Origin of the sequence: Pseudomonas sp. W2Jun17, from assembly GCF_023127795.1 — a bacterium.
In the GTDB taxonomy this organism is placed as follows: Bacteria; Pseudomonadota; Gammaproteobacteria; order Pseudomonadales; family Pseudomonadaceae; genus Aquipseudomonas; species Aquipseudomonas synxantha_A.
The window spans coordinates 299,055-317,114 of record NZ_SPKO01000007.1; the positions used below are offsets into that span (position 1 = coordinate 299,055).

General features: G+C 60.5%; 15 protein-coding genes. 9 read left to right on the forward strand and 6 right to left on the reverse strand.

Translation table 11 applies throughout. The features are described 5' to 3' along the window. Positions 1–2 precede the first annotated feature (2 nt). Positions 3–587, reverse strand: a complete 585-nt coding sequence (locus E4O98_RS04740) for an ACP phosphodiesterase (protein ID WP_248134332.1) — start codon at positions 585–587, stop codon at positions 3–5. Between the two features lie 155 nt (positions 588–742). Between E4O98_RS04740 and E4O98_RS04745 the strand changes: the two genes are divergently transcribed. Genes E4O98_RS04745 through E4O98_RS04755 form a run of 3 tightly spaced genes read left to right on the forward strand, consistent with a single transcriptional unit; the run spans position 743 to position 3,321 of the window. Next, a complete protein-coding gene (locus tag E4O98_RS04745; protein ID WP_032877312.1) occupies positions 743–1,057 on the forward strand; it encodes a helix-turn-helix transcriptional regulator in 315 nt (104 codons plus the stop codon). Between the two features lie 14 nt (positions 1,058–1,071). Further along, on the forward strand, positions 1,072–2,238 hold the full coding sequence (locus E4O98_RS04750; protein ID WP_005785906.1) for an MFS transporter: 1,167 nt from the start codon (positions 1,072–1,074) through the stop codon (positions 2,236–2,238). Positions 2,239–2,265: 27 nt separating this feature from the next. Next, a complete protein-coding gene (locus tag E4O98_RS04755; protein ID WP_103733483.1) occupies positions 2,266–3,321 on the forward strand; it encodes an alkene reductase in 1,056 nt (351 codons plus the stop codon). 301 nt (positions 3,322–3,622) lie between these two features. On the opposite strand, the gene E4O98_RS04760 is transcribed toward E4O98_RS04755, so the two are convergent. Further along, a complete protein-coding gene (locus E4O98_RS04760; protein ID WP_005785903.1) occupies positions 3,623–4,255 on the reverse strand; it encodes a TetR family transcriptional regulator in 633 nt (210 codons plus the stop codon). Positions 4,256–4,520: 265 nt separating this feature from the next. Between E4O98_RS04760 and E4O98_RS04765 the strand changes: the two genes are divergently transcribed. From E4O98_RS04765 to E4O98_RS04790, 6 genes are all read left to right on the forward strand, one after another. Beyond that, positions 4,521–5,669, forward strand: a complete 1,149-nt coding sequence (locus E4O98_RS04765; protein ID WP_103733482.1) for an efflux RND transporter periplasmic adaptor subunit — start codon at positions 4,521–4,523, stop codon at positions 5,667–5,669. Positions 5,670–5,672: 3 nt separating this feature from the next. Continuing rightward, on the forward strand, positions 5,673–8,834 hold the full coding sequence (locus E4O98_RS04770) for an efflux RND transporter permease subunit (protein ID WP_032877315.1): 3,162 nt from the start codon (positions 5,673–5,675) through the stop codon (positions 8,832–8,834). Beyond that, positions 8,831–10,288: an AdeC/AdeK/OprM family multidrug efflux complex outer membrane factor gene (gene adeC, locus E4O98_RS04775; RefSeq protein WP_032877316.1), complete on the forward strand. Its 1,458-nt coding sequence runs from the start codon at positions 8,831–8,833 to the stop codon at positions 10,286–10,288. The genes E4O98_RS04770 and adeC overlap by 4 nt, the downstream gene beginning before the upstream one ends. A gap of 183 nt (positions 10,289–10,471) precedes the next feature. Then, positions 10,472–11,722 (forward strand): OprD family porin, encoded by a 1,251-nt coding sequence (locus tag E4O98_RS04780; protein WP_032877317.1) that lies wholly within the window; start codon positions 10,472–10,474, stop codon positions 11,720–11,722. 82 nt (positions 11,723–11,804) lie between these two features. Then, entirely contained in the window at positions 11,805–12,704 is a 900-nt protein-coding gene (locus E4O98_RS04785) for a polysaccharide deacetylase family protein (RefSeq protein WP_148852570.1), read from the forward strand. A gap of 240 nt (positions 12,705–12,944) precedes the next feature. Continuing rightward, complete coding sequence (locus tag E4O98_RS04790) at positions 12,945–14,078, forward strand: hypothetical protein (protein ID WP_103733481.1); 1,134 nt, start codon at positions 12,945–12,947, stop codon at positions 14,076–14,078. Positions 14,079–14,144: 66 nt separating this feature from the next. On the opposite strand, the gene pcaC is transcribed toward E4O98_RS04790, so the two are convergent. The 4 genes from pcaC to E4O98_RS04810 are packed head-to-tail and all read right to left on the reverse strand — an operon-like array spanning position 14,145 to position 18,020. Continuing rightward, entirely contained in the window at positions 14,145–14,537 is a 393-nt protein-coding gene (gene pcaC / locus E4O98_RS04795; protein ID WP_005785883.1) for a 4-carboxymuconolactone decarboxylase, read from the reverse strand. 10 nt (positions 14,538–14,547) lie between these two features. Continuing rightward, positions 14,548–15,339 carry a 3-oxoadipate enol-lactonase gene (pcaD, locus tag E4O98_RS04800; protein WP_032877319.1) on the reverse strand — a complete coding sequence of 264 codons (792 nt, stop codon included), beginning with the start codon at positions 15,337–15,339 and terminating at the stop codon, positions 14,548–14,550. A 10-nt stretch (positions 15,340–15,349) separates the two neighbouring features. After that, positions 15,350–16,714 carry a 3-carboxy-cis,cis-muconate cycloisomerase gene (locus E4O98_RS04805; protein ID WP_228309495.1) on the reverse strand — a complete coding sequence of 455 codons (1,365 nt, stop codon included), beginning with the start codon at positions 16,712–16,714 and terminating at the stop codon, positions 15,350–15,352. A gap of 10 nt (positions 16,715–16,724) precedes the next feature. After that, complete coding sequence (locus tag E4O98_RS04810; protein ID WP_032877321.1) at positions 16,725–18,020, reverse strand: MFS family transporter; 1,296 nt, start codon at positions 18,018–18,020, stop codon at positions 16,725–16,727. Positions 18,021–18,060 lie beyond the last annotated feature (40 nt).

An 18,060-nucleotide genomic window follows, 5' to 3' on the forward strand; every position in this document is an offset into this window, starting at 1 on the left:
ATTTAGACATCGGTGGTCAGTTGGATCTGCGCAAATCTCTGCAATTGGGGATAGAACACCCGGAAATCTTCACTTAACGACTTATAAAGCTCGCGCAACTCGTGCATCGCAAATCCGAGTGCCTGCGGGTCAGTCAGCCGCCGCGAAATTCCACGCAGCACCTGCTCCATCACCGCGAACTCGCGATACGAACCCAGCCAGTCATCCGCCGCCATATATGGCGCAATCTGCGCCAGCCGCCCCGGCAACGCGGGTTCTGCGGCCAGCACGCGGTACACCTGCGCGGTGAAGCGCTCCAGAGGCTGATCGGCATACAGCGCCCAATCCCTCGCCAGGCAATGATCGAAAAACACATCGAGCACGATCCCGGCATAGCGCCTGCGGGTCAGGCTGAAGCGCGACAACGCCTCGCCCACCAACGGGTGGCTATCGGTAAACCGGTCAATCGAACGGTGCAACTGGATCGCTGCTTCGATTTGCGGGCTGAACTGGCCCTGCAGGCGGCCTTTGACGAAGTCGCCATACAGGCTGCCCAGCAGTTGCGCAGGAAGTTGGCCGCCCAGGTGCAGATGTGCGAGATAATTCATGGCGCGCAGTCTATCACTGCCGCACTCATATCGTTATAACCCGATATACCGATTCGCTTTGGCCTCAGATCAAAATCATATTGGTATATCGAGATATAACGATTTAAAGTTCGCCTCATCGCGATATAACGCTTTACGACACCGAGCACCCTGCCATGTCCATCGACCTCGACGAAATAATAAAAGCCCTGGCGCACCCAGTACGACGAGACATCCTCACCTGGCTCAAAGACCCGAAAGTGCAATTCCCCGAGCAACTGCACAACCACGAATACGGCATCTGCGCCGGGCAGATCGACCAGCGCTGCGGCCTGTCCCAGTCGACCGTGTCGGCGCACCTGGCAACCTTGCAACGGGCGGGATTGATCAGCAGCCAGAAGGCCGGGCAATGGCACTTTTTCAAACGCAATGAGGAGACGATCCAAGCCTTTCTCACGGCGCTCATAACCGAACTCAGCGCACCGCAATAACCAAGGAAACGCAAATGCCCCTCTCGCTCCTCATACTGGCCCTGAGCGCCTTCGCCATCGGCACCACCGAGTTCGTCATCATGGGGCTGCTGCCCGATGTCGCGGCGGACCTGGGTGTGTCGATTCCCGGCGCCGGCTGGCTGGTCACCGGCTACGCCTTGGGCGTGGCCATCGGCGCGCCCTTCATGGCACTGGCCACCGCCAGGCTGCCACGCAAGGCCGCTCTGGTAGCGTTGATGGGCATCTTTATTGTCGGCAACCTCCTCTGCGCCTTGGCCAGTGACTACAACGTGCTGATGTTTGCCCGCGTCGTCACGGCGCTGTGCCACGGTGCCTTCTTCGGGATCGGTTCCGTGGTGGCGGCCAACCTGGTGCCGGCCAATAAACGCGCTTCTGCGGTGGCCTTGATGTTCACCGGTTTGACCCTGGCCAACGTGCTCGGCGTGCCGTTGGGCACTGCACTGGGTCAGGAAGCTGGCTGGCGCTCGACCTTTTGGGCAGTGACCGTGATTGGCGTGATCGCCTTGATCGGCCTGATCCGCTTCCTGCCGGCCAAGCGTGACGAAGAAAAACTCGACATGCGCGCCGAACTCGCTGCCCTCAAAGGCGCGGGTATCTGGTTGTCGCTGAGCATGACGGCGCTGTTCGCCGCCTCCATGTTCACCCTCTTTACCTACGTAGCCCCGCTGCTGGGCGATGTAACCGGCGTGTCGCCCAAAGGCGTGACCTGGACCCTGCTGTTGATCGGCCTGGGCCTCACGGTGGGCAACATCATCGGCGGCAAGCTGGCGGACAAACGCCTGGCGGCCACCCTGATCGGCGTGTTCATCAGCATGGCGGTGGTTTCCACGGTGTTGAGCTGGACCAGCGTTGCACTGATACCGACCGAAATCACCCTGTTCCTATGGGCCACCGCCTCGTTTGCCGCCGTACCAGCGCTGCAGATCAACGTGGTGACCTTCGGCAAGGCCGCCCCCAACCTGGTGTCCACCCTGAACATCGGCGCCTTCAACATCGGTAACGCCCTCGGCGCCTGGGTCGGTGGCAGCGTGATTGCCCACGGCTTCGGCCTGACCAGCGTGCCCCTGGCCGCAGCAGCACTGGCGATTCTCGCGCTGCTGGTGACCCTGATTACCTTCCGCCAGAGCGGCGATGCCGACCTGGCCCCCGCGACCAACTGATCAACTTAAAGACAAAGGTGTTTTCCCATGACGACTATTTTCGATCCAATCACACTGGGCGACCTGGAACTGTCGAACCGCATCATCATGGCGCCACTGACCCGCTGCCGTGCCGATGCCGGCCGCGTGCCCAACGCGCTGATGGCCGAGTATTACGTGCAGCGCGCATCCGCCGGGCTGATCCTCAGCGAAGCCACCTCCGTGACGCCCATGGGCGTGGGCTACCCGGACACGCCGGGCATCTGGTCCAACGACCAGGTGCGCGGCTGGGCCAACATCACCAAGGCTGTGCATGGCGCGGGCGGCAAGATCTTCCTGCAACTGTGGCATGTGGGTCGCATCTCCCATGAGTCCTACCTGAACGGCGAAACCCCGGTGGCGCCAAGCGCGATCCAGCCTAAAGGCCACGTCAGCCTGGTGCGCCCACTGGCCGACTACCCTACCCCGCGCGCCCTGGAAACCGCTGAAATCGCCGACGTCGTCGACGCTTACCGCGTGGGCGCCGAAAACGCCAAGGCCGCAGGCTTTGACGGCGTGGAAATCCACGGCGCCAACGGCTACCTGCTCGACCAGTTCCTGCAAAGCAGCACCAACCAGCGCACCGACCAATACGGCGGTTCCCTGGAAAACCGTGCGCGCCTGCTGCTGGAAGTGACCGACGCCGCCATCGAAGTCTGGGGCGCCGGCCGCGTGGGCGTGCATCTGGCACCGCGTGGCGATGCGCACGACATGGGCGACGCCAATCTGGCCGAAACCTTCACCTACGTCGCCAGCGAACTGGGCAAGCGTGGCATCGCCTTCATCTGCTCCCGTGAAAAAGAAGGCGCGGACAGCCTCGGCCCACAACTGAAAAAAGCCTTCGGCGGCGTCTACATCGCCAACGAACGTTTCACCAAAGACAGCGCCAACGCCTGGCTGGCGGCGGGCAAAGCGGATGCGGTGGCCTTCGGTATTCCTTTCATCGCCAACCCGGACCTGCCGGCGCGCTTGAAGGCGGATGCAGCGCTGAATGAGCCGCACCCGGAAACCTTCTATGGCAAAGGCCCGGTGGGTTATATCGACTATCCGACGCTGCCGATCTAACCTGATCCGCAAAACCAATGTGGGAGGGGGCTTGCCCCCGATAGCAGTGCTTCAGTCAACACATCAGTGACTGATACACCGCAATCGGGGGCAAGCCCCCTCCCACATTTGCCTGTTTGTAGCGCCTGCGGAAACATTGCTTCACAGAACGGCAACAATATCGCTACAAAATACTTAGCCGGCTACCTATCAACGGCCCGCCAGCCCGTATATAACGTCACCCCACAAATCAGGCAGAAGGACGATTGACGATCCTTAGGCTTTACTGTTGACACAACTGGTCGCAATTACGCATTTTGTCTCAATTGCGCAGGCTGGGGCTCAGGCGCAGCATGTCCAGCCCTATATCAGCCCAGCGCTCGGCGTCCTGATGCAATTGAAAACTGTCAGGCACCAGCAGCCACTGGCCGATCAAGCCGTGGATAAAGGCATGAATACACACAGCGCCGCGGGTGGTATCCAGCGTGGCTGGAAGTTGCCCGCGATGGACCGCGTTACGCAACGTCAAGCCGATGCGCAGGTTGCACTCAAGGGTGTGGGTCTGGCGTTGGCGGCGCATGTCACACATTTCATCGGTGAACTCGCACTTATGAAACAGAATCTCGTTGATGCGCCGGGTTTTCGGGTCCAGGGCCACTTCATGGTAGAGATGAATCAGCAGCTTGCGCATACAGCCCAGCGGGTCGGCTTCGTCCTCGCTTTCACTGGCCCGCGCCAGTTCGTCCAGGGGCTCGTGCAACGTGTCGAGCAGTGCCTGAAGCAAGTCGGACTTGTTGCTGAAGTGCCAGTAGATAGCCCCGCGCGTCACCCCTGCCAGCGTGGCGATGTCCGCCAGGGTGGTCCGCGCGACGCCGCGCTCATAAAAGGCTTGCTCGGCGGCTTGGAGAATCTGGCTGCGCGTTTCCTGAGCTTCCTCTTTGGTGCGACGAACCATGGCAGTAAAACCTCAATCGGGACACTGTGGATGGTACTTGACCATCATCTGAATAATTATGGGACGACGCCGTCATGGGCACCGAACGTACTAGAATCGAGGCTTGCGGCAGTGCTTTGTCAACAATGCGCCAAGCCTGTCAAGAGTTTACAAACAACCATGAACGTAAGTATATTGCGTAGCAAGCTACTTATCCACTCACGGCTTGTTTTTTACCCTTCCACACTTCTTGTGCGCACTCTGCGCGCCTGACCCGAGGATCTTCATGCAACTTAAGCCAGCTGTTACCGCTCTGGTCACTGCCGTCGCCCTGGCATCGCTGCTCAGCGGATGTAAAAAGGAAGAAGCGGCACCGCCCGCTCAAACCCCTCAGGTCGGCGTGGTCACCATTCAACCGCAAGCCTATACCCTGACCACCGAGCTGCCAGGCCGCACCACGGCCTTTCGCATCGCGGAAGTCCGGCCTCAGGTCAACGGCATCATTCTCAAGCGCCTGTTCAAGGAAGGCGCCGACGTGAAGGAAGGGCAACAGCTCTACCAGATCGACCCGTCGGTGTATGAGGCCACGCTGAAAAGCGCACAAGCCAGCCTGTCCCAGACCAAGTCCATCAGCGACCGCTACAAGCAGTTGGTCGATGAACAGGCGGTCAGCCGTCAGGAATACGACACCGCCGTCGCCAACCGCATGACCGCCGAAGCAAACGTTCAAACCGCCCAGATCAACGTGCGCTACACCAAAGTGTTTGCACCGATCTCCGGGCGTATTGGTCGTTCTTCGGTGACCGAAGGCGCACTGGTCAGCAATGGCCAGGCCGATGCCATGGCCGTGATTCAGCAACTGGACCCGATCTACGTCGACGTTACGCAGTCCTCGGCTGAAATGCTGAAACTGCGCCGCGACCTGGAAAGCGGCCAGCTGGAGAAGGCCGGCGAAAACGCCGCCAAGGTCAAGCTGACCCTGGAAGACGGCACGCCTTACGCCCAGGACGGCAAGCTGGAATTCTCCGAAGTGTCGGTCGACCAGACCACCGGTTCCGTGACCCTGCGTGCCGTGTTCCCCAACCCTGACCACGTGCTGCTGCCGGGCATGTTCGTGCACGCCCAGTTGCTGGCCGGCGTGAACAGCAAGGCCATCCTGGCTCCGCAGCAAGGCGTGACCCGTGACCTGCGCGGCATTCCGACGGCGCTGATCGTGAACAAGGACAACAAGGTCGAGCAACGCGAACTGGTTGCCAACCGTACCGCGGGTGCCTACTGGCTGGTGGAAAAAGGCCTCAATGCCGGTGACCGCGTCATCACCGAAGGTTTGCAATACGTCAAGCCGGGCGCCGAGGTGAAGGTCACGGAAGCTGCCAACGCTAAACCCGCCGGTACTGCTGCAGCGCCTGCTGCCGCTGCTGGTCAAGGGGAGTAATCCATGTCGAAATTTTTTATCGACCGCCCCATTTTCGCCTGGGTAATTGCCCTGGTGATCATGCTGGTCGGGGCACTCTCGATCCTGAAGTTGCCCATCAACCAATACCCGGCCATTGCGCCAACGGCCATTGATATCCAGGTGACCTACCCAGGCGCTTCCGCACAAACCGTGCAGGACACCGTGGTGCAGGTCATCGAGCAACAGCTCAACGGTATCGACAACCTGCGTTATGTCTCCTCGGACAGTAACTCCGACGGCAGCATGACCATCACCGTGACGTTCAATCAGGGTACCAACCCGGATATCGCCCAGGTTCAGGTACAGAACAAGCTGAACCTGGCCACCCCGCTGCTGCCGCAAGAAGTGCAGCAACAGGGTATCCGCGTGACCAAGTCGGTGAAGAACTTCCTGATGGTGATCGGTCTGGTGTCGGAAGACGGCAGCATGACCAAGGACGACCTCTCCAACTACATCGTGTCCAACATCCAGGACCCGATCTCCCGTACCGCGGGGGTGGGTGACTTCCAGGTGTTCGGTTCGCAGTACGCCATGCGTATCTGGCTCGACCCGGCCAAACTGAACAATTACCAGCTCACGCCAGTGGACGTCAGCAATGCCATCAAGGCCCAGAACGTGCAGGTGGCCACCGGCCAACTGGGCGGCCTGCCTGCCCTGCCCGGCACCCAACTGAACGCCACGATCATCGGCAAGACGCGCCTGCAAAGCACAGAGGAATTCGCCAAGATCCTGATGAAGGTGAACACCGACGGCTCCCAGGTTCGCCTGGGTGACGTCGCGCGTATCGAACTGGGCGGCCAGAACTACAGCATCAGTGCGCAGTTCAACGGCAAGCCGGCCTCAGGTATGGCGATCAAGCTGGCGGCCGGTGCCAACGCACTGGACACCGGCAAGGCCATCCGCGAAACAGTGAAGTCTCTGGAACCGTTCTTCCCGCCAGGCATGAAGGCGGTGGTGCCCTATGACACTACGCCGGTCGTGACCGAGTCGATCTCCGGCGTGGTTCACACCCTGGTCGAAGCGATCGTGCTGGTGTTCCTGGTGATGTTCCTGTTCCTGCAGAACTTCCGCGCCACCATCATCACCACTATGACCGTACCGGTGGTATTGCTGGGTACCTTCGGGATCCTGGCCGCGTGCGGCTTCACCATCAATACCCTGACCATGTTCGGCATGATCCTGGCCATCGGCTTGCTGGTGGACGATGCCATCGTCGTGGTGGAAAACGTCGAACGGGTCATGGCCGAGGAGCACCTGTCGCCCAAGGAAGCGACGATCAAGTCCATGGGCCAGATCCAGGGCGCCCTGGTGGGTATTGCCCTGGTACTGTCGGCGGTACTGCTGCCGATGGCGTTCTTCGGTGGCTCCACCGGTGTGATTTACCGGCAGTTCTCCATCACCATTGTTTCGGCGATGGCGTTGTCGGTACTGGTTGCTCTGATCTTCACCCCGGCCTTGTGCGCCACCATGCTCAAGCCGATCGATCCGGAAAAGCACGGCCAGCCCAAGCGCGGCTTCTTTGGCTGGTTCAACCGCACCTTCGACAGCGGCGTACTCAAGTACGAGCGCGGCGTGGGCAACATGATCAAGCACAAGATCCCGGCGTTTCTGGTGTATGTGCTGATTCTGGCCGGCATGATCTGGATGTTCACCCGTATTCCAAGCGCGTTCCTGCCAGAGGAAGACCAGGGTGTGATCTTCGCCCAGGTGCAGACACCAGTCGGTGCTTCGGCTGAGCGCACGCAAAAAGTCGTCGACGATATGCGCGCCTTCCTGCTGAACGACAAGGAAGGCGAGCCAGGCGAAGGCAAGTCGGTGAACTCGGTGTTTACCGTAAACGGCTTCAACTTCGCCGGCCGTGGCCAGAGCTCGGGCCTTGCGTTCGTGATGCTCAAGCCGTGGGACGAGCGTGACTCGACCCAATCGGTATTCGAAGTGGCCAAGCGTGCCCAGGGTTACTTCTTCGGGGCCTTCAAGGACGCCATGGTATTTGCCATCGTGCCGCCTTCGGTGCTGGAATTGGGTAACGCCACCGGTTTCGACGTGTTCCTGCAAGACCAGGGTGGCGTGGGCCACGACAAGCTGATGGCTGCCCGTAACCAGTTCCTCGGTGCGGCGGCGCAAAGCAAGGTGCTGGCGGGCGTACGTCCCAACGGCGTGAACGATGAACCGCAGTACGAGCTGACCGTCGACGACGAGAAAGCCAGTGCCCAGGGCATCAGCCTTGCCGATATCCAGCAGACCCTGGCCATTGCCTTGGGTGGCAGCTACATCAACGACTTCATCGACCGTGGTCGTGTGAAGAAGGTGTATGTGCAAGGTGACGCCGCCAGCCGCATGTCGCCGGAAGACCTGGACAAATGGTACGTACGCAGCGGCGACGGAAAAATGGTGCCGCTGTCGGCCATCTCGTCGGGCCAGTGGATCTACGGTTCGCCCAAGCTTTCGCGATACAACGGTGTAGCGGCGATGGAAATCCTCGGTACCCCGGCACCAGGCTACAGTACCGGTGACGCGATGGCCGAAGTCGAACGCATTGCCAAAGAACTGCCGGCCGGTGTCGGCTATGCCTGGACCGGCCTGTCGTACGAAGAACGCCTGTCCGGCTCCCAGGCGCCAGCCCTGTACGCATTGTCGCTGCTGGTGGTGTTCCTGTGCCTGGCGGCACTGTACGAAAGCTGGTCGATCCCGATCGCGGTGATTCTGGTTGTGCCACTGGGTGTGATCGGTGCACTGATCGCTACCAGTATGCGGGGCTTGTCCAACGACGTGTTCTTCCAGGTGGGCTTGCTGGTGACGGTGGGCCTGGCGGCGAAAAACGCCATCCTGATCGTGGAATTCGCCAAAGAGCTGCACGAGCAAGGCAAAGGCATCGTCGAGGCGGCTATCGAAGCGTCCCGTATGCGTCTGCGCCCGATCATCATGACGTCCATGGCGTTCGTGCTCGGCGTACTGCCGCTGGCGATTTCCAGCGGTGCCGGCTCAGGCAGCCAGCACGCGATCGGTACCGGCGTGATCGGCGGTATGATCACCGCCACTGTGCTTGCCATTTTCTGGGTGCCACTGTTCTACGCAACCGTGTCCTCGGCCGGCGAACGCAAAAAGAAAGACACTACTGAAACTCCTAAAGAGGCTGGCCAATGAGCAAGTCGCTACTTTCCCTAGCCGTCACGGCATTCGTGCTCAGTGGCTGCTCGCTGATACCTGACTATCAGCGCCCCGATGCGCCGGTGGCTGCACAGTTCCCGCAGGGGCCGGCGTATTCGTCGGCCCAGGCGCCGAACCAGGCCGCTGCCGAGCAGGGCTGGAAGCAGTTTTTCCATGACCCTGCCCTGCAACAGCTGATCCAGACCGCGTTGGTGAACAACCGTGACCTGCGTGTCGCGGCCCTGAACATCGACGCCTATGCAGCGCAGTACCAGATCCAGCGTGCCGACCTGTTCCCGGCGGTATCGGCCACCGGTAACGGCAGCCGTTCGCGCACCCCGGCCAAGCTGTCACAGACCGGCGAATCGTCTATCGCCAGCCAGTACTCGGCGGGCCTGGGGATCAGCTCTTATGAGCTGGACCTGTTCGGTCGCGTGCGCAGCCTGAGTGAAGAAGCGCTGCAGAAGTACTTCGCCACTGAAGAAGCGCGGCGCAGTACCCAGATCAGCCTGGTGGCCAGCGTGGCCAATGCCTACCTGACCTGGCAGGCCGACAAGGAACTGCTCAAGCTGACCCAGGACACCCTGGGTGCGTTCGAGCAGAGCTTCAAGCTCACCTCGCGCAGCAACGAAGTCGGCGTGGCGTCGGCGCTGGACCTCAGCCAGGCACGCACCTCGGTGGAAAACGCCCGGGTGCAACTGGCACGTTATACGCGCCAGGTGGCTCAGGACGAAAACAGCCTGACCCTGTTGCTGGGCACCGGCCTGCCGGCGAATATCGCCAGCAAGCCGCTGTCCGATGACCTGCTCAGCGAAGTGCCTGCCGGCTTGCCGTCAGACCTGCTGCAACGTCGTCCCGACATTGTGCAGGCCGAGTACAACCTCAAGGCTGCCAATGCCAATATCGGCGCGGCCCGTGCGGCGTTCTTCCCGAGCATCAGCCTGACGGCCAGTGCCGGTACCGCCAGCCCAACACTGGGCGGCCTGTTCAAAGGCGGTTCGGGTACCTGGGCGTTTGCCCCGCAGATCAACATCCCGATCTTCAACGCCGGTAGCCTGCGCGCAAGCCTGGACTACTCGAAGATCCAGAAAGAGATCAACGTGGCCAACTACGAGAAAGCCATCCAGACCGGCTTCCAGGAAGTCTCCGACGGCCTCGCTGCGCGTCAGACCTACAAGCAGCAACTGGATGCCCAACGTGGCTTCGTCGAGGCTAACCAGGATTACTACCGCCTGGCCGAGCGTCGCTACCGCATTGGTGTCGACAGCAACCTGACTTTCCTCGACGCCCAGCGCCAACTGTTCAGTGCCCAGCAATCGCTGATCACCGACCGCCTGGCGCAGCTGACCAGCGAGGTCAACCTGTACAAGGCCCTCGGCGGTGGCTGGAATGAGCAGACCGCCAAGAACGAGCCGTTGAAAGAACAAGCACCGCCGTTGAAGTTGTTCTGATAGCGCGTGTGTAAGAAAACCGCTTCCCTTACCGGAAGCGGTTTTTTTATGCCTGGTTTTTTACCTCGCCAACTTGCGTTCGATCACCGCCCACAACCCGCCCTCCCCCACTTTCATCGCCCCCATACCGCCGCGCACCATGGCCGCCACCTGCATAAACCCAATAACAACAGGTCCAACACCATGAGCACTTTTCACCCGCGCCAGCTGTTGCTGGCTGCCGCTGTCGGCAGTCTTGCCGTTCCTGCAATCGCCGAAGAACACGGTTTTCTTGAAGATGCCAGCGCCAACCTCAACCTGCGTAACTTCTTCTTCAACCGCAATTACACCAACCCGACCAAGGCCCAGGGTGGCGCGCAGGAGTGGACGCAGAGTTTCATCCTCGACGCCAAGTCCGGCTTTACCCAAGGCACCGTGGGTTTTGGTGTGGATGTGCTGGGCCTGTACTCGCTCAAGCTTGATGGCGGGCGCGGCACGGGCGGCACCCAGTTGCTGCCGCTGGACCATGATGGCCGTCCGGCGGATGAGTTCGGGCGCCTGGGCGTGGCGTTCAAGGCGCGGTTTTCCAAGACAGAGCTGAAGGTAGGCGAATGGATGCCGGTGCTGCCGATCTTGCGTTCCGACGACGGCCGCTCCCTGCCGCAGACCCTGCGCGGCGGGCAGATCACCTCGAAGGAAATCGACGGCCTGACCCTGTATGGCGGCCAGTTCCGCGCCAACAGCCCGCGTGACGACGGCAGCATGAGCGACATGTCGATGTTCGGCAAAACCGCCTTCACTTCCGACCGTTTCAATTTCCAAGGTGCCGAGTACGCATTCAACGACAAGCGCACCCAGGTCGGCGTATGGAATGCCCAGCTCAAGGACATCTACAGCCAGCAGTATCTCAACCTGATCCACAGCCAGCCTGTCGGCGCCTGGACCCTCGGCGCCAACCTCGGGTTCTTCTACGGCAAGGACGATGGCAGCGCCCGCGCAGGTAACCTGGACAACAAAACCTGGTCCGGCTTGCTTTCTGCCAGGTACGGCGGCAATACCTTCTACGTTGGCCTGCAAAAACTCACCGGCAACAGCGCCTGGATGCGCGTCAACGGCACCAGTGGCGGCACCCTGGCCAACGACAGCTATAACTCCAGCTACGACAACGCCGAGGAAAAATCCTGGCAAGTGCGCCACGACTACAACTTTGCCGCCCTGGGCATTCCTGGCCTGACCCTGATGAACCGCTATATCAGCGGCAGCAACGTGCACACCGGCACTATCACCGACGGCAAGGAGTGGGGCCGCGAAAGTGAAGTGGGCTACACCGTGCAGAGCGGCGGCCTGAAAAACCTCACGGTGCGCTGGCGTAATTCGAGCATGCGCCGCGACTACAGCAACAACGAATTCGACGAAAACCGGTTGATCGTCAGCTACCCCATCAGTCTGCTGTAAACCGGCGCCGGACTTGCTGTATGGTGCGCGCCTGCCGCTGCTGATCCCCCCAGCAGCGGCCTTTATCGAGCCTGCGTACCTGATGAAACCCTTTGCCGCAGCGAGCGTAGTGTTTGCCTTGGCCCTGAGCCTGAGCGGCTGCATCGGCGCGCCCATTGCCCTGACGCCGGCAACCCAGCAACGCTTGCAAGCCCAGGCGCCGATCCGCTTTCTGCTGACCTTCGATGACGGCCCCAGCGCCTCGGGCTACAACAACCCGAGCCGTTCGGTCGTGGCGGATCTGGCGAATAACCCGGTATTGCCTGGGATCAAGGCGGTGTTCTTCTCTCAGACCGAAGCCGCTCGCTCCGGCGGCAGTTCTCGCGGGCGCAAGACCATGGAACGTGAATTCGCCGCTGGCCATGTACTGGCCTTCCACACGGCGACGGCGTTTCATACCAATCACCGCTGGCTGAACGATGCAGAGCTGGAACGCACCCTTACCGAAGGTGCGGCAGACATTACCGCCATCACCGGCACGCCGCCCATGCTGGTACGCCCACCGTTCTGGAACTACGACCGCCGTACCTTCGCCGCCTACCAGCGGCATGGCATGCACGTACTGCTGACGGACCTCAGCGCCAATGACGGCAAGATCTGGGGCTTCAACGCCAGCCCGCGCCGGCGGGCCAATTTGTATCGGCAGCTGTCGGTCGTGCGTGAGCGCATCGCGCTGGGTGAACTGCCGATGGTGGAAGGCGTGATACCGGTGGTAGTGACCTTCCATGACATCAACCGCTACACCGCCCGGCATATGCAGGAATACATGCAGATCCTGATGGACAGCGCGCGAATCAACGGAGTGAAGACTGCTTCCGAGCCGTTCTACACCGACACCGCCATGCTGGAACGCGCAGCACTGGCACGTACCGTGAAGGATGTGAATGAAGAGGTCCATTTGCCGGGTGTATGGAACTGGATATGGGATGCGGACTCACACTGAAAGCTACAAACAATTACAACAGTAAGATATTTAAGTCAGACAGGTAGTCCCATCCTGCCCCACCACGCCCACCTTATTAACCACCCACTGACCATAAGCCCTTTGAATACGTAGGAAAGTGAAACAAGTGGCGTTGGAACTCAGTACTCCTTCCCGCCCACTATCGGATCAGTAGTTCGCAAGACTTACCGCGCACTGCCCAACCTTCTCACACTTGCCAACCTTTAAAAGGACTTAGTCATGTTGACAACTCCCTTACAGAACAACTATTCGCACAGCCTTTACAGCCCTAACGAAAAATCCATTCACCGCGATAAAAAACACTCAGACTCCCTCCACCCGCTGCACCGTAAAGAAAATAACTTTCTACCGGCGAACACCGCCAAACCTGCGCGCTTCGCGAAGGATCAGGTTGCTACCTCGCTGGCCGGCCAGCGTGTTAACTCCGCGATGGATAAACCCGCCAATTCCGCAGCTACGGCTCCAGCACAACAGCCCATCGAATCAAGCCCCATCACCGAAGTGCCACGCGCCCTCACCAGTACCCCGACCACTCACACGTACGATAACGGTAACGTCAAGATCACCTCGGCAACGGCTCATGAAGGCAGTTTTCACGGCGTTCCCATGCTGCGCAACAAAGTCACCATCGAAACCGGTAATAGTGCAGACAACGTTCACCTCAAGAGTCTTCCGGACATTGGGGTCGTCGCAGAAATAAACGGCAGGCGATACCTGTTACCGGTTCAGAATGCTGGCGGCATGACCGAGACCGTGGAAATAAAAACCAGGGGTGGCGATGACCACGTCACGATTGCAGACGACATCTGGTTCCAAACCACTGTGAGTCTTAACGACAACCACGCGGTTTCCGGGACCAATGGGTATACCTCCGCCCCCGAGTCAGTGGGCGTGAAAACATTCTCGCAACCCGGAATCATCGCCATTGCACCTCACCTGCAAAAAGGCGCCGAGTTCAAACATGACGAGACCACATTCAAGTTCTCGCCAAACGCCAACCCAAGGCAGTTCGGCGACGGCGTCATGCAAATAACCGCCGGCAGCGGCAATGACACTATTCGTATCAGCGCAGCAGAAGACAATTCATTGTTAGCTGAAGTGAATGGGCAACAATTCCTCCTGCCTATTAAAAACGATCCAGCAGGTGGTTCCAGGCTGTTCATTCAAGCCGGAGACGGAGACGATAAAGTCACCATCGACTCTAATGTAAAGAACTATGCCTTTATCAACATGGGCGAGGGTAAAGCAGGCACTTTATACAGTGGCGGCGGGTTCGTTTCGGGTGAAGAAGAGCCCAATTTGAGGCAGCGCTATACCACGCAAAACTACAAACCTGTCGGGACCAGTGCCTGAACCCCACGCTGGCGTAATCTCATGAATACTGCCCGCCCGATGATCACGGGCGGGTCTTCTCGCCAATTACGCGCGCGATTCAACCCCGAGCTCATCCCACACCGACTCGGCCAAGTGAAACGTCGCATTCGCCGCCGGTATTCCGCAATAGATCGCACTCTGCATCAGCACTTCCTTGATCTCGGCGCGGGTCACACCATTGCTGGCGGCCGCACGCAGGTGCAGTTTCAGCTCTTCACTGCGGTTCATGCCGATCAGCATGGCGATGGTGATCAGGCTGCGGGTATGCCGAGGCAGCCCGGGGCGCGTCCAGATATCGCCCCAGGCATGGCGCGTGATCATTTCCTGGAACTCGCTGTTGAACTCGGTGAGGGCATTAAGGCTGCGGTCGACATGAGCATCGCCCAGCACTTCGCGGCGCACCTGCAGGCCATCGGCATAACGTTGTTTCTCGTCCACAAAACGCTCCTCAGCGAGCCAGCAGAAAGTTGATCACGCGGTCGCTGAAGGCAGCGCCGGCTTGCACGTTGGACAGGTGAGCCGCATAGAACTCGGCGTATTCGGCGCGCTGCACATGGTGCTGGATAAAGTGGCTGCCAGCCGGCGGTGTCACCGCATCTTCAGTGCCGGCAATCACCAGGGTCGGCACCTTGATCAACGACAGTTGCTCACGAAAATCCGCGTCGCGCACGGCGCCGCAATTGGCGGCGTAGCCCTCGGGCGATGTGGCCGCGAGCATGTCGGTGATCTGCTTGGCCTGGTGCGGGTTGGCCGCAGCGAAATCCGCGGTAAACCAGCGCGCAATCGAAGCATCGCGTAGCGCCACCATCGCAGCGGCGCCGTCACGCAGGACCATTTCGATGCGCGGGTTCCAAACCTCAGGCGTGCCGATCTTGGCGGCGGTATTGCACACCACCAGACGCCGCAAACGCTCGCCGGCGTGGATGCCCAGCCATTGGCCGATCAAGCCGCCCATGGACAGGCCGCAAAAATGCGCACGCTGGATATCCAGCGCATCCAGCAACGCAAGCACGTCTCGCCCCAGTTGTTCGATGCTGTAGGGCCCCTCGGTCACCAGGGACTTGCCGTGACCGCGGGTATCGAAACGCAACACGCGAAAATGCTCGGTGAACGCCGGGATCTGCACGTCCCACATGTGCAGGTCGGTGCCCAGGGAGTTGGACAGTACCAGCACCGGTGCATCCACCGGCCCGTCCAATTGGTAATGCAGTTCGCCCTCGGCGAGTTGTACAAAAGCCACAGCGGTCTCCTCAGGCAGTCAAAGCAAAGTGTTCAGTCACGGCACGCGTGACCCAGGTCTGGGCCTGGCCCAGGTAATGAGCCGGGTCGAGCAAGCGGTCCAGTTCAGCCGCCGACAGCTCGGCAGTCACCCGGGGCTCATCTGCCAGCACGGCGCGCAAGTGACGTTGCTCGGCCACGGCGCGTTTGCAGCATTGCTCCAGCAGGTGGTGTGCGGTATCGCGGCCCAGGCGTTGGGCAAGCACGATGCTGACTGCTTCAGCCAACACCAGGCCCTGGGTCAGGTCGAGATTCTGCGCCATGCGCGCGGTATCGACCTCCAGCCCTTCACTCACCAGCAGCGCCTGTTGCAAGGCGCCGGACACCAGGCGGCAAATCTCTGGCAAGGTTTCCCATTCGGCGTGCCACAGGCCCAGGCTGCGTTCGTGCTCCTGGGGCATGGCGCTGAACATCGTCGCGACCAGGCCCGGCACGCGGGTGGCAGCGCTGATCAATACGGCGGCGCCTACGGGGTTGCGTTTGTGCGGCATGGTCGATGAACCGCCCTTGCCCGGCGCGGCGGGCTCAAACACCTCTGCCGCCTCGGTTTGCATCAACAGGCTGATATCGCGACCCAGCTTGCCGAGGCTGCCGGCGATCAGGCCGAGCACGCTGGCAAATTCCACCAGGCGATCGCGCTGGGTGTGCCAGGGCTGTTCCGGCAAGCCCAGTTGCAACTCGGCGGCCAAGGCTTCGGCAACAGGCATGGCGTGTTCGCCGAGCGCAGCCAAGGTGCCGGACGCACCGCCAAATTGCACGACAAACAGGCGCGGTTTCAATTCGGCAAGGCGCTGACGACTGCGTGTCACGGCGCCCAGCCAACCGGCGATTTTCATGCCCAGGGTGACCGGTGTCGCGTGCTGCAGCCAGGTGCGGCCAGCCAACGGCACGGCGGCGTGGCGCTGCGCCTGGGCAGCCAGCACGTCCCCCAGGCGCGCCAAATCCGCCTCGATCAGCACCAGCGCCTGACGCACTTGCAGCACCAGGCCGGTGTCCATCACATCTTGACTGGTCGCGCCCAGATGCACATAACGCTCGGCGTCGGCATCTTCGCTGGCGATCAACTTGCCCAGCGCCTTCACCACAGGAATCGCGGAATTACCCGCCGTGGCAATGGCCGCGCCAAGCGCATCGACGTCATACAGCGAAGCCAGGCACGCCTGGGCAATCGGCGCGACGGCAGCCTTGGGAATCAACCCGACCCGAGCCTGGGCCCGGGCCAGCGCCGCCTCGAAATCCAGCATGCCCTGCAAACGTCCCTGGTCACAGAACACTTCGGCCATGCTGCTGGCGGTGAAGTAAGCGTCGAACAGTTGATTGCTCGTGCGCAGCGTCATAACTCATCCCTTACAAATCGTGATGCAGGTACGCCGCCTGTTTAGGCAGGCGCAAGCTGAACAGGAAGGCCACCGCCATCATCGCAGTGACGTACCAATAGAAGGTGTTTTCCATGCCGATGGATTTCAGGCTCAGTGCGACCACTTCCGCCGAACCGCCAAACACCGCGTTAGCCACGGCATATGCCAGGCCCACACCCAAGGCACGCACCTGGGGCGGGAACATCTCGGCTTTGACCAGGCCGCTGATGGAGGTGTAGAAGCTGACAATCGCCAAGGCCAGGGTGATCAGTACAAACGCCAGGAACGGGCTGGTCACGGTTTTCAAGGTCAACAGGATCGGCACAGTGAACAAGGTGCCAAGGCCGGCGAACCAGAGCATGGAATTACGTCGCCCGATCTTGTCGGCCAACATGCCGAACAGCGGCTGCATGCACATGTACAGAAACAGCGCGCCGGTCATGATGTAGCTGGACGTCTTGGCGTGCATACCGACAGTGTTAACCAGGTACTTCTGCATGTAAGTGGTGAACGTGTAGAAAATCAGCGAGCCGCCAGCGGTGTAGCCCAGCACAGTGATGAAGGCTTTGCCGTGGTCACGGAACAGCGCGACGATGCTGCCGGCGTCCTTGTCCTGACGCATTTCCTTGCTGGTTGTTTCTTTCAGGGTGCGACGCAGCAGCAGGGAGATCACCGCGGCGATGGCGCCGATTACAAACGGAATGCGCCAGCCCCAGGCACGCAGTTCTTCTTCGGTGAGGATCTGTTGCAGGATCACCACCACCAGCACCGCCAGCAACTGGCCGCCGATCAGGGTCACGTACTGGAACGAAGCGAAGAAACCGCGCTGGCCCTTGAGCGCAACTTCACTCATGTAGGTCGCCGTGGTGCCGTATTCGCCACCCACCGACAAGCCCTGGAACAGCCGCGCCACCAGCAGCAGCGCCGGGGCCCAGGCACCGATGTCGTTGTAGGTGGGAAGGAAGGCGATGACCAGGGAACCGGCGCACATCATCAGCACCGAGATCATCATCGAGTTCTTGCGCCCGTGCTTGTCGGCCACCCGGCCAAACAGCCAGCCGCCGATCGGCCGCATCAGGAACCCGGCGGCGAACACACCGGCGGTGTTGAGCAGTTGCACCGTGGGGTCGTCCGAGGGGAAAAACGCCGGGGCAAAATAGATTGCGCAGAAGGCGTAGACGTAGAAGTCGAACCATTCGACCAGGTTGCCGGAGGAAGCCCCGACAATCGCAAAAATCCGTTTGCGGCGTTCTTCTCCGGTGTAGTGACTCGTTGTTGTTGTCATGGTTTTTTACTCAGTGGGAACGGTTATAGCCTAGACATAC

What these genes read in the sequence shown, in the direction of transcription:
- E4O98_RS04740 (WP_248134332.1), bottom strand. Translation starts at nt 587, where the DNA reads ATGAATTATCTCGCACATCTGCACCTGGGCGGCCAACTTCCTGCGCAA.
- E4O98_RS04745 (WP_032877312.1), top strand. Translation starts at nt 743, where the DNA reads ATGTCCATCGACCTCGACGAAATAATAAAAGCCCTGGCGCACCCAGTA.
- E4O98_RS04750 (WP_005785906.1), top strand. Translation starts at nt 1,072, where the DNA reads ATGCCCCTCTCGCTCCTCATACTGGCCCTGAGCGCCTTCGCCATCGGC.
- E4O98_RS04755 (WP_103733483.1), top strand. Translation starts at nt 2,266, where the DNA reads ATGACGACTATTTTCGATCCAATCACACTGGGCGACCTGGAACTGTCG.
- E4O98_RS04760 (WP_005785903.1), bottom strand. Translation starts at nt 4,255, where the DNA reads ATGGTTCGTCGCACCAAAGAGGAAGCTCAGGAAACGCGCAGCCAGATT.
- E4O98_RS04765 (WP_103733482.1), top strand. Translation starts at nt 4,521, where the DNA reads ATGCAACTTAAGCCAGCTGTTACCGCTCTGGTCACTGCCGTCGCCCTG.
- E4O98_RS04770 (WP_032877315.1), top strand. Translation starts at nt 5,673, where the DNA reads ATGTCGAAATTTTTTATCGACCGCCCCATTTTCGCCTGGGTAATTGCC.
- adeC (WP_032877316.1), top strand. Translation starts at nt 8,831, where the DNA reads ATGAGCAAGTCGCTACTTTCCCTAGCCGTCACGGCATTCGTGCTCAGT.
- E4O98_RS04780 (WP_032877317.1), top strand. Translation starts at nt 10,472, where the DNA reads ATGAGCACTTTTCACCCGCGCCAGCTGTTGCTGGCTGCCGCTGTCGGC.
- E4O98_RS04785 (WP_148852570.1), top strand. Translation starts at nt 11,805, where the DNA reads ATGAAACCCTTTGCCGCAGCGAGCGTAGTGTTTGCCTTGGCCCTGAGC.
- E4O98_RS04790 (WP_103733481.1), top strand. Translation starts at nt 12,945, where the DNA reads ATGTTGACAACTCCCTTACAGAACAACTATTCGCACAGCCTTTACAGC.
- E4O98_RS04805 (WP_228309495.1), bottom strand. Translation starts at nt 16,714, where the DNA reads ATGACGCTGCGCACGAGCAATCAACTGTTCGACGCTTACTTCACCGCC.
- E4O98_RS04810 (WP_032877321.1), bottom strand. Translation starts at nt 18,020, where the DNA reads ATGACAACAACAACGAGTCACTACACCGGAGAAGAACGCCGCAAACGG.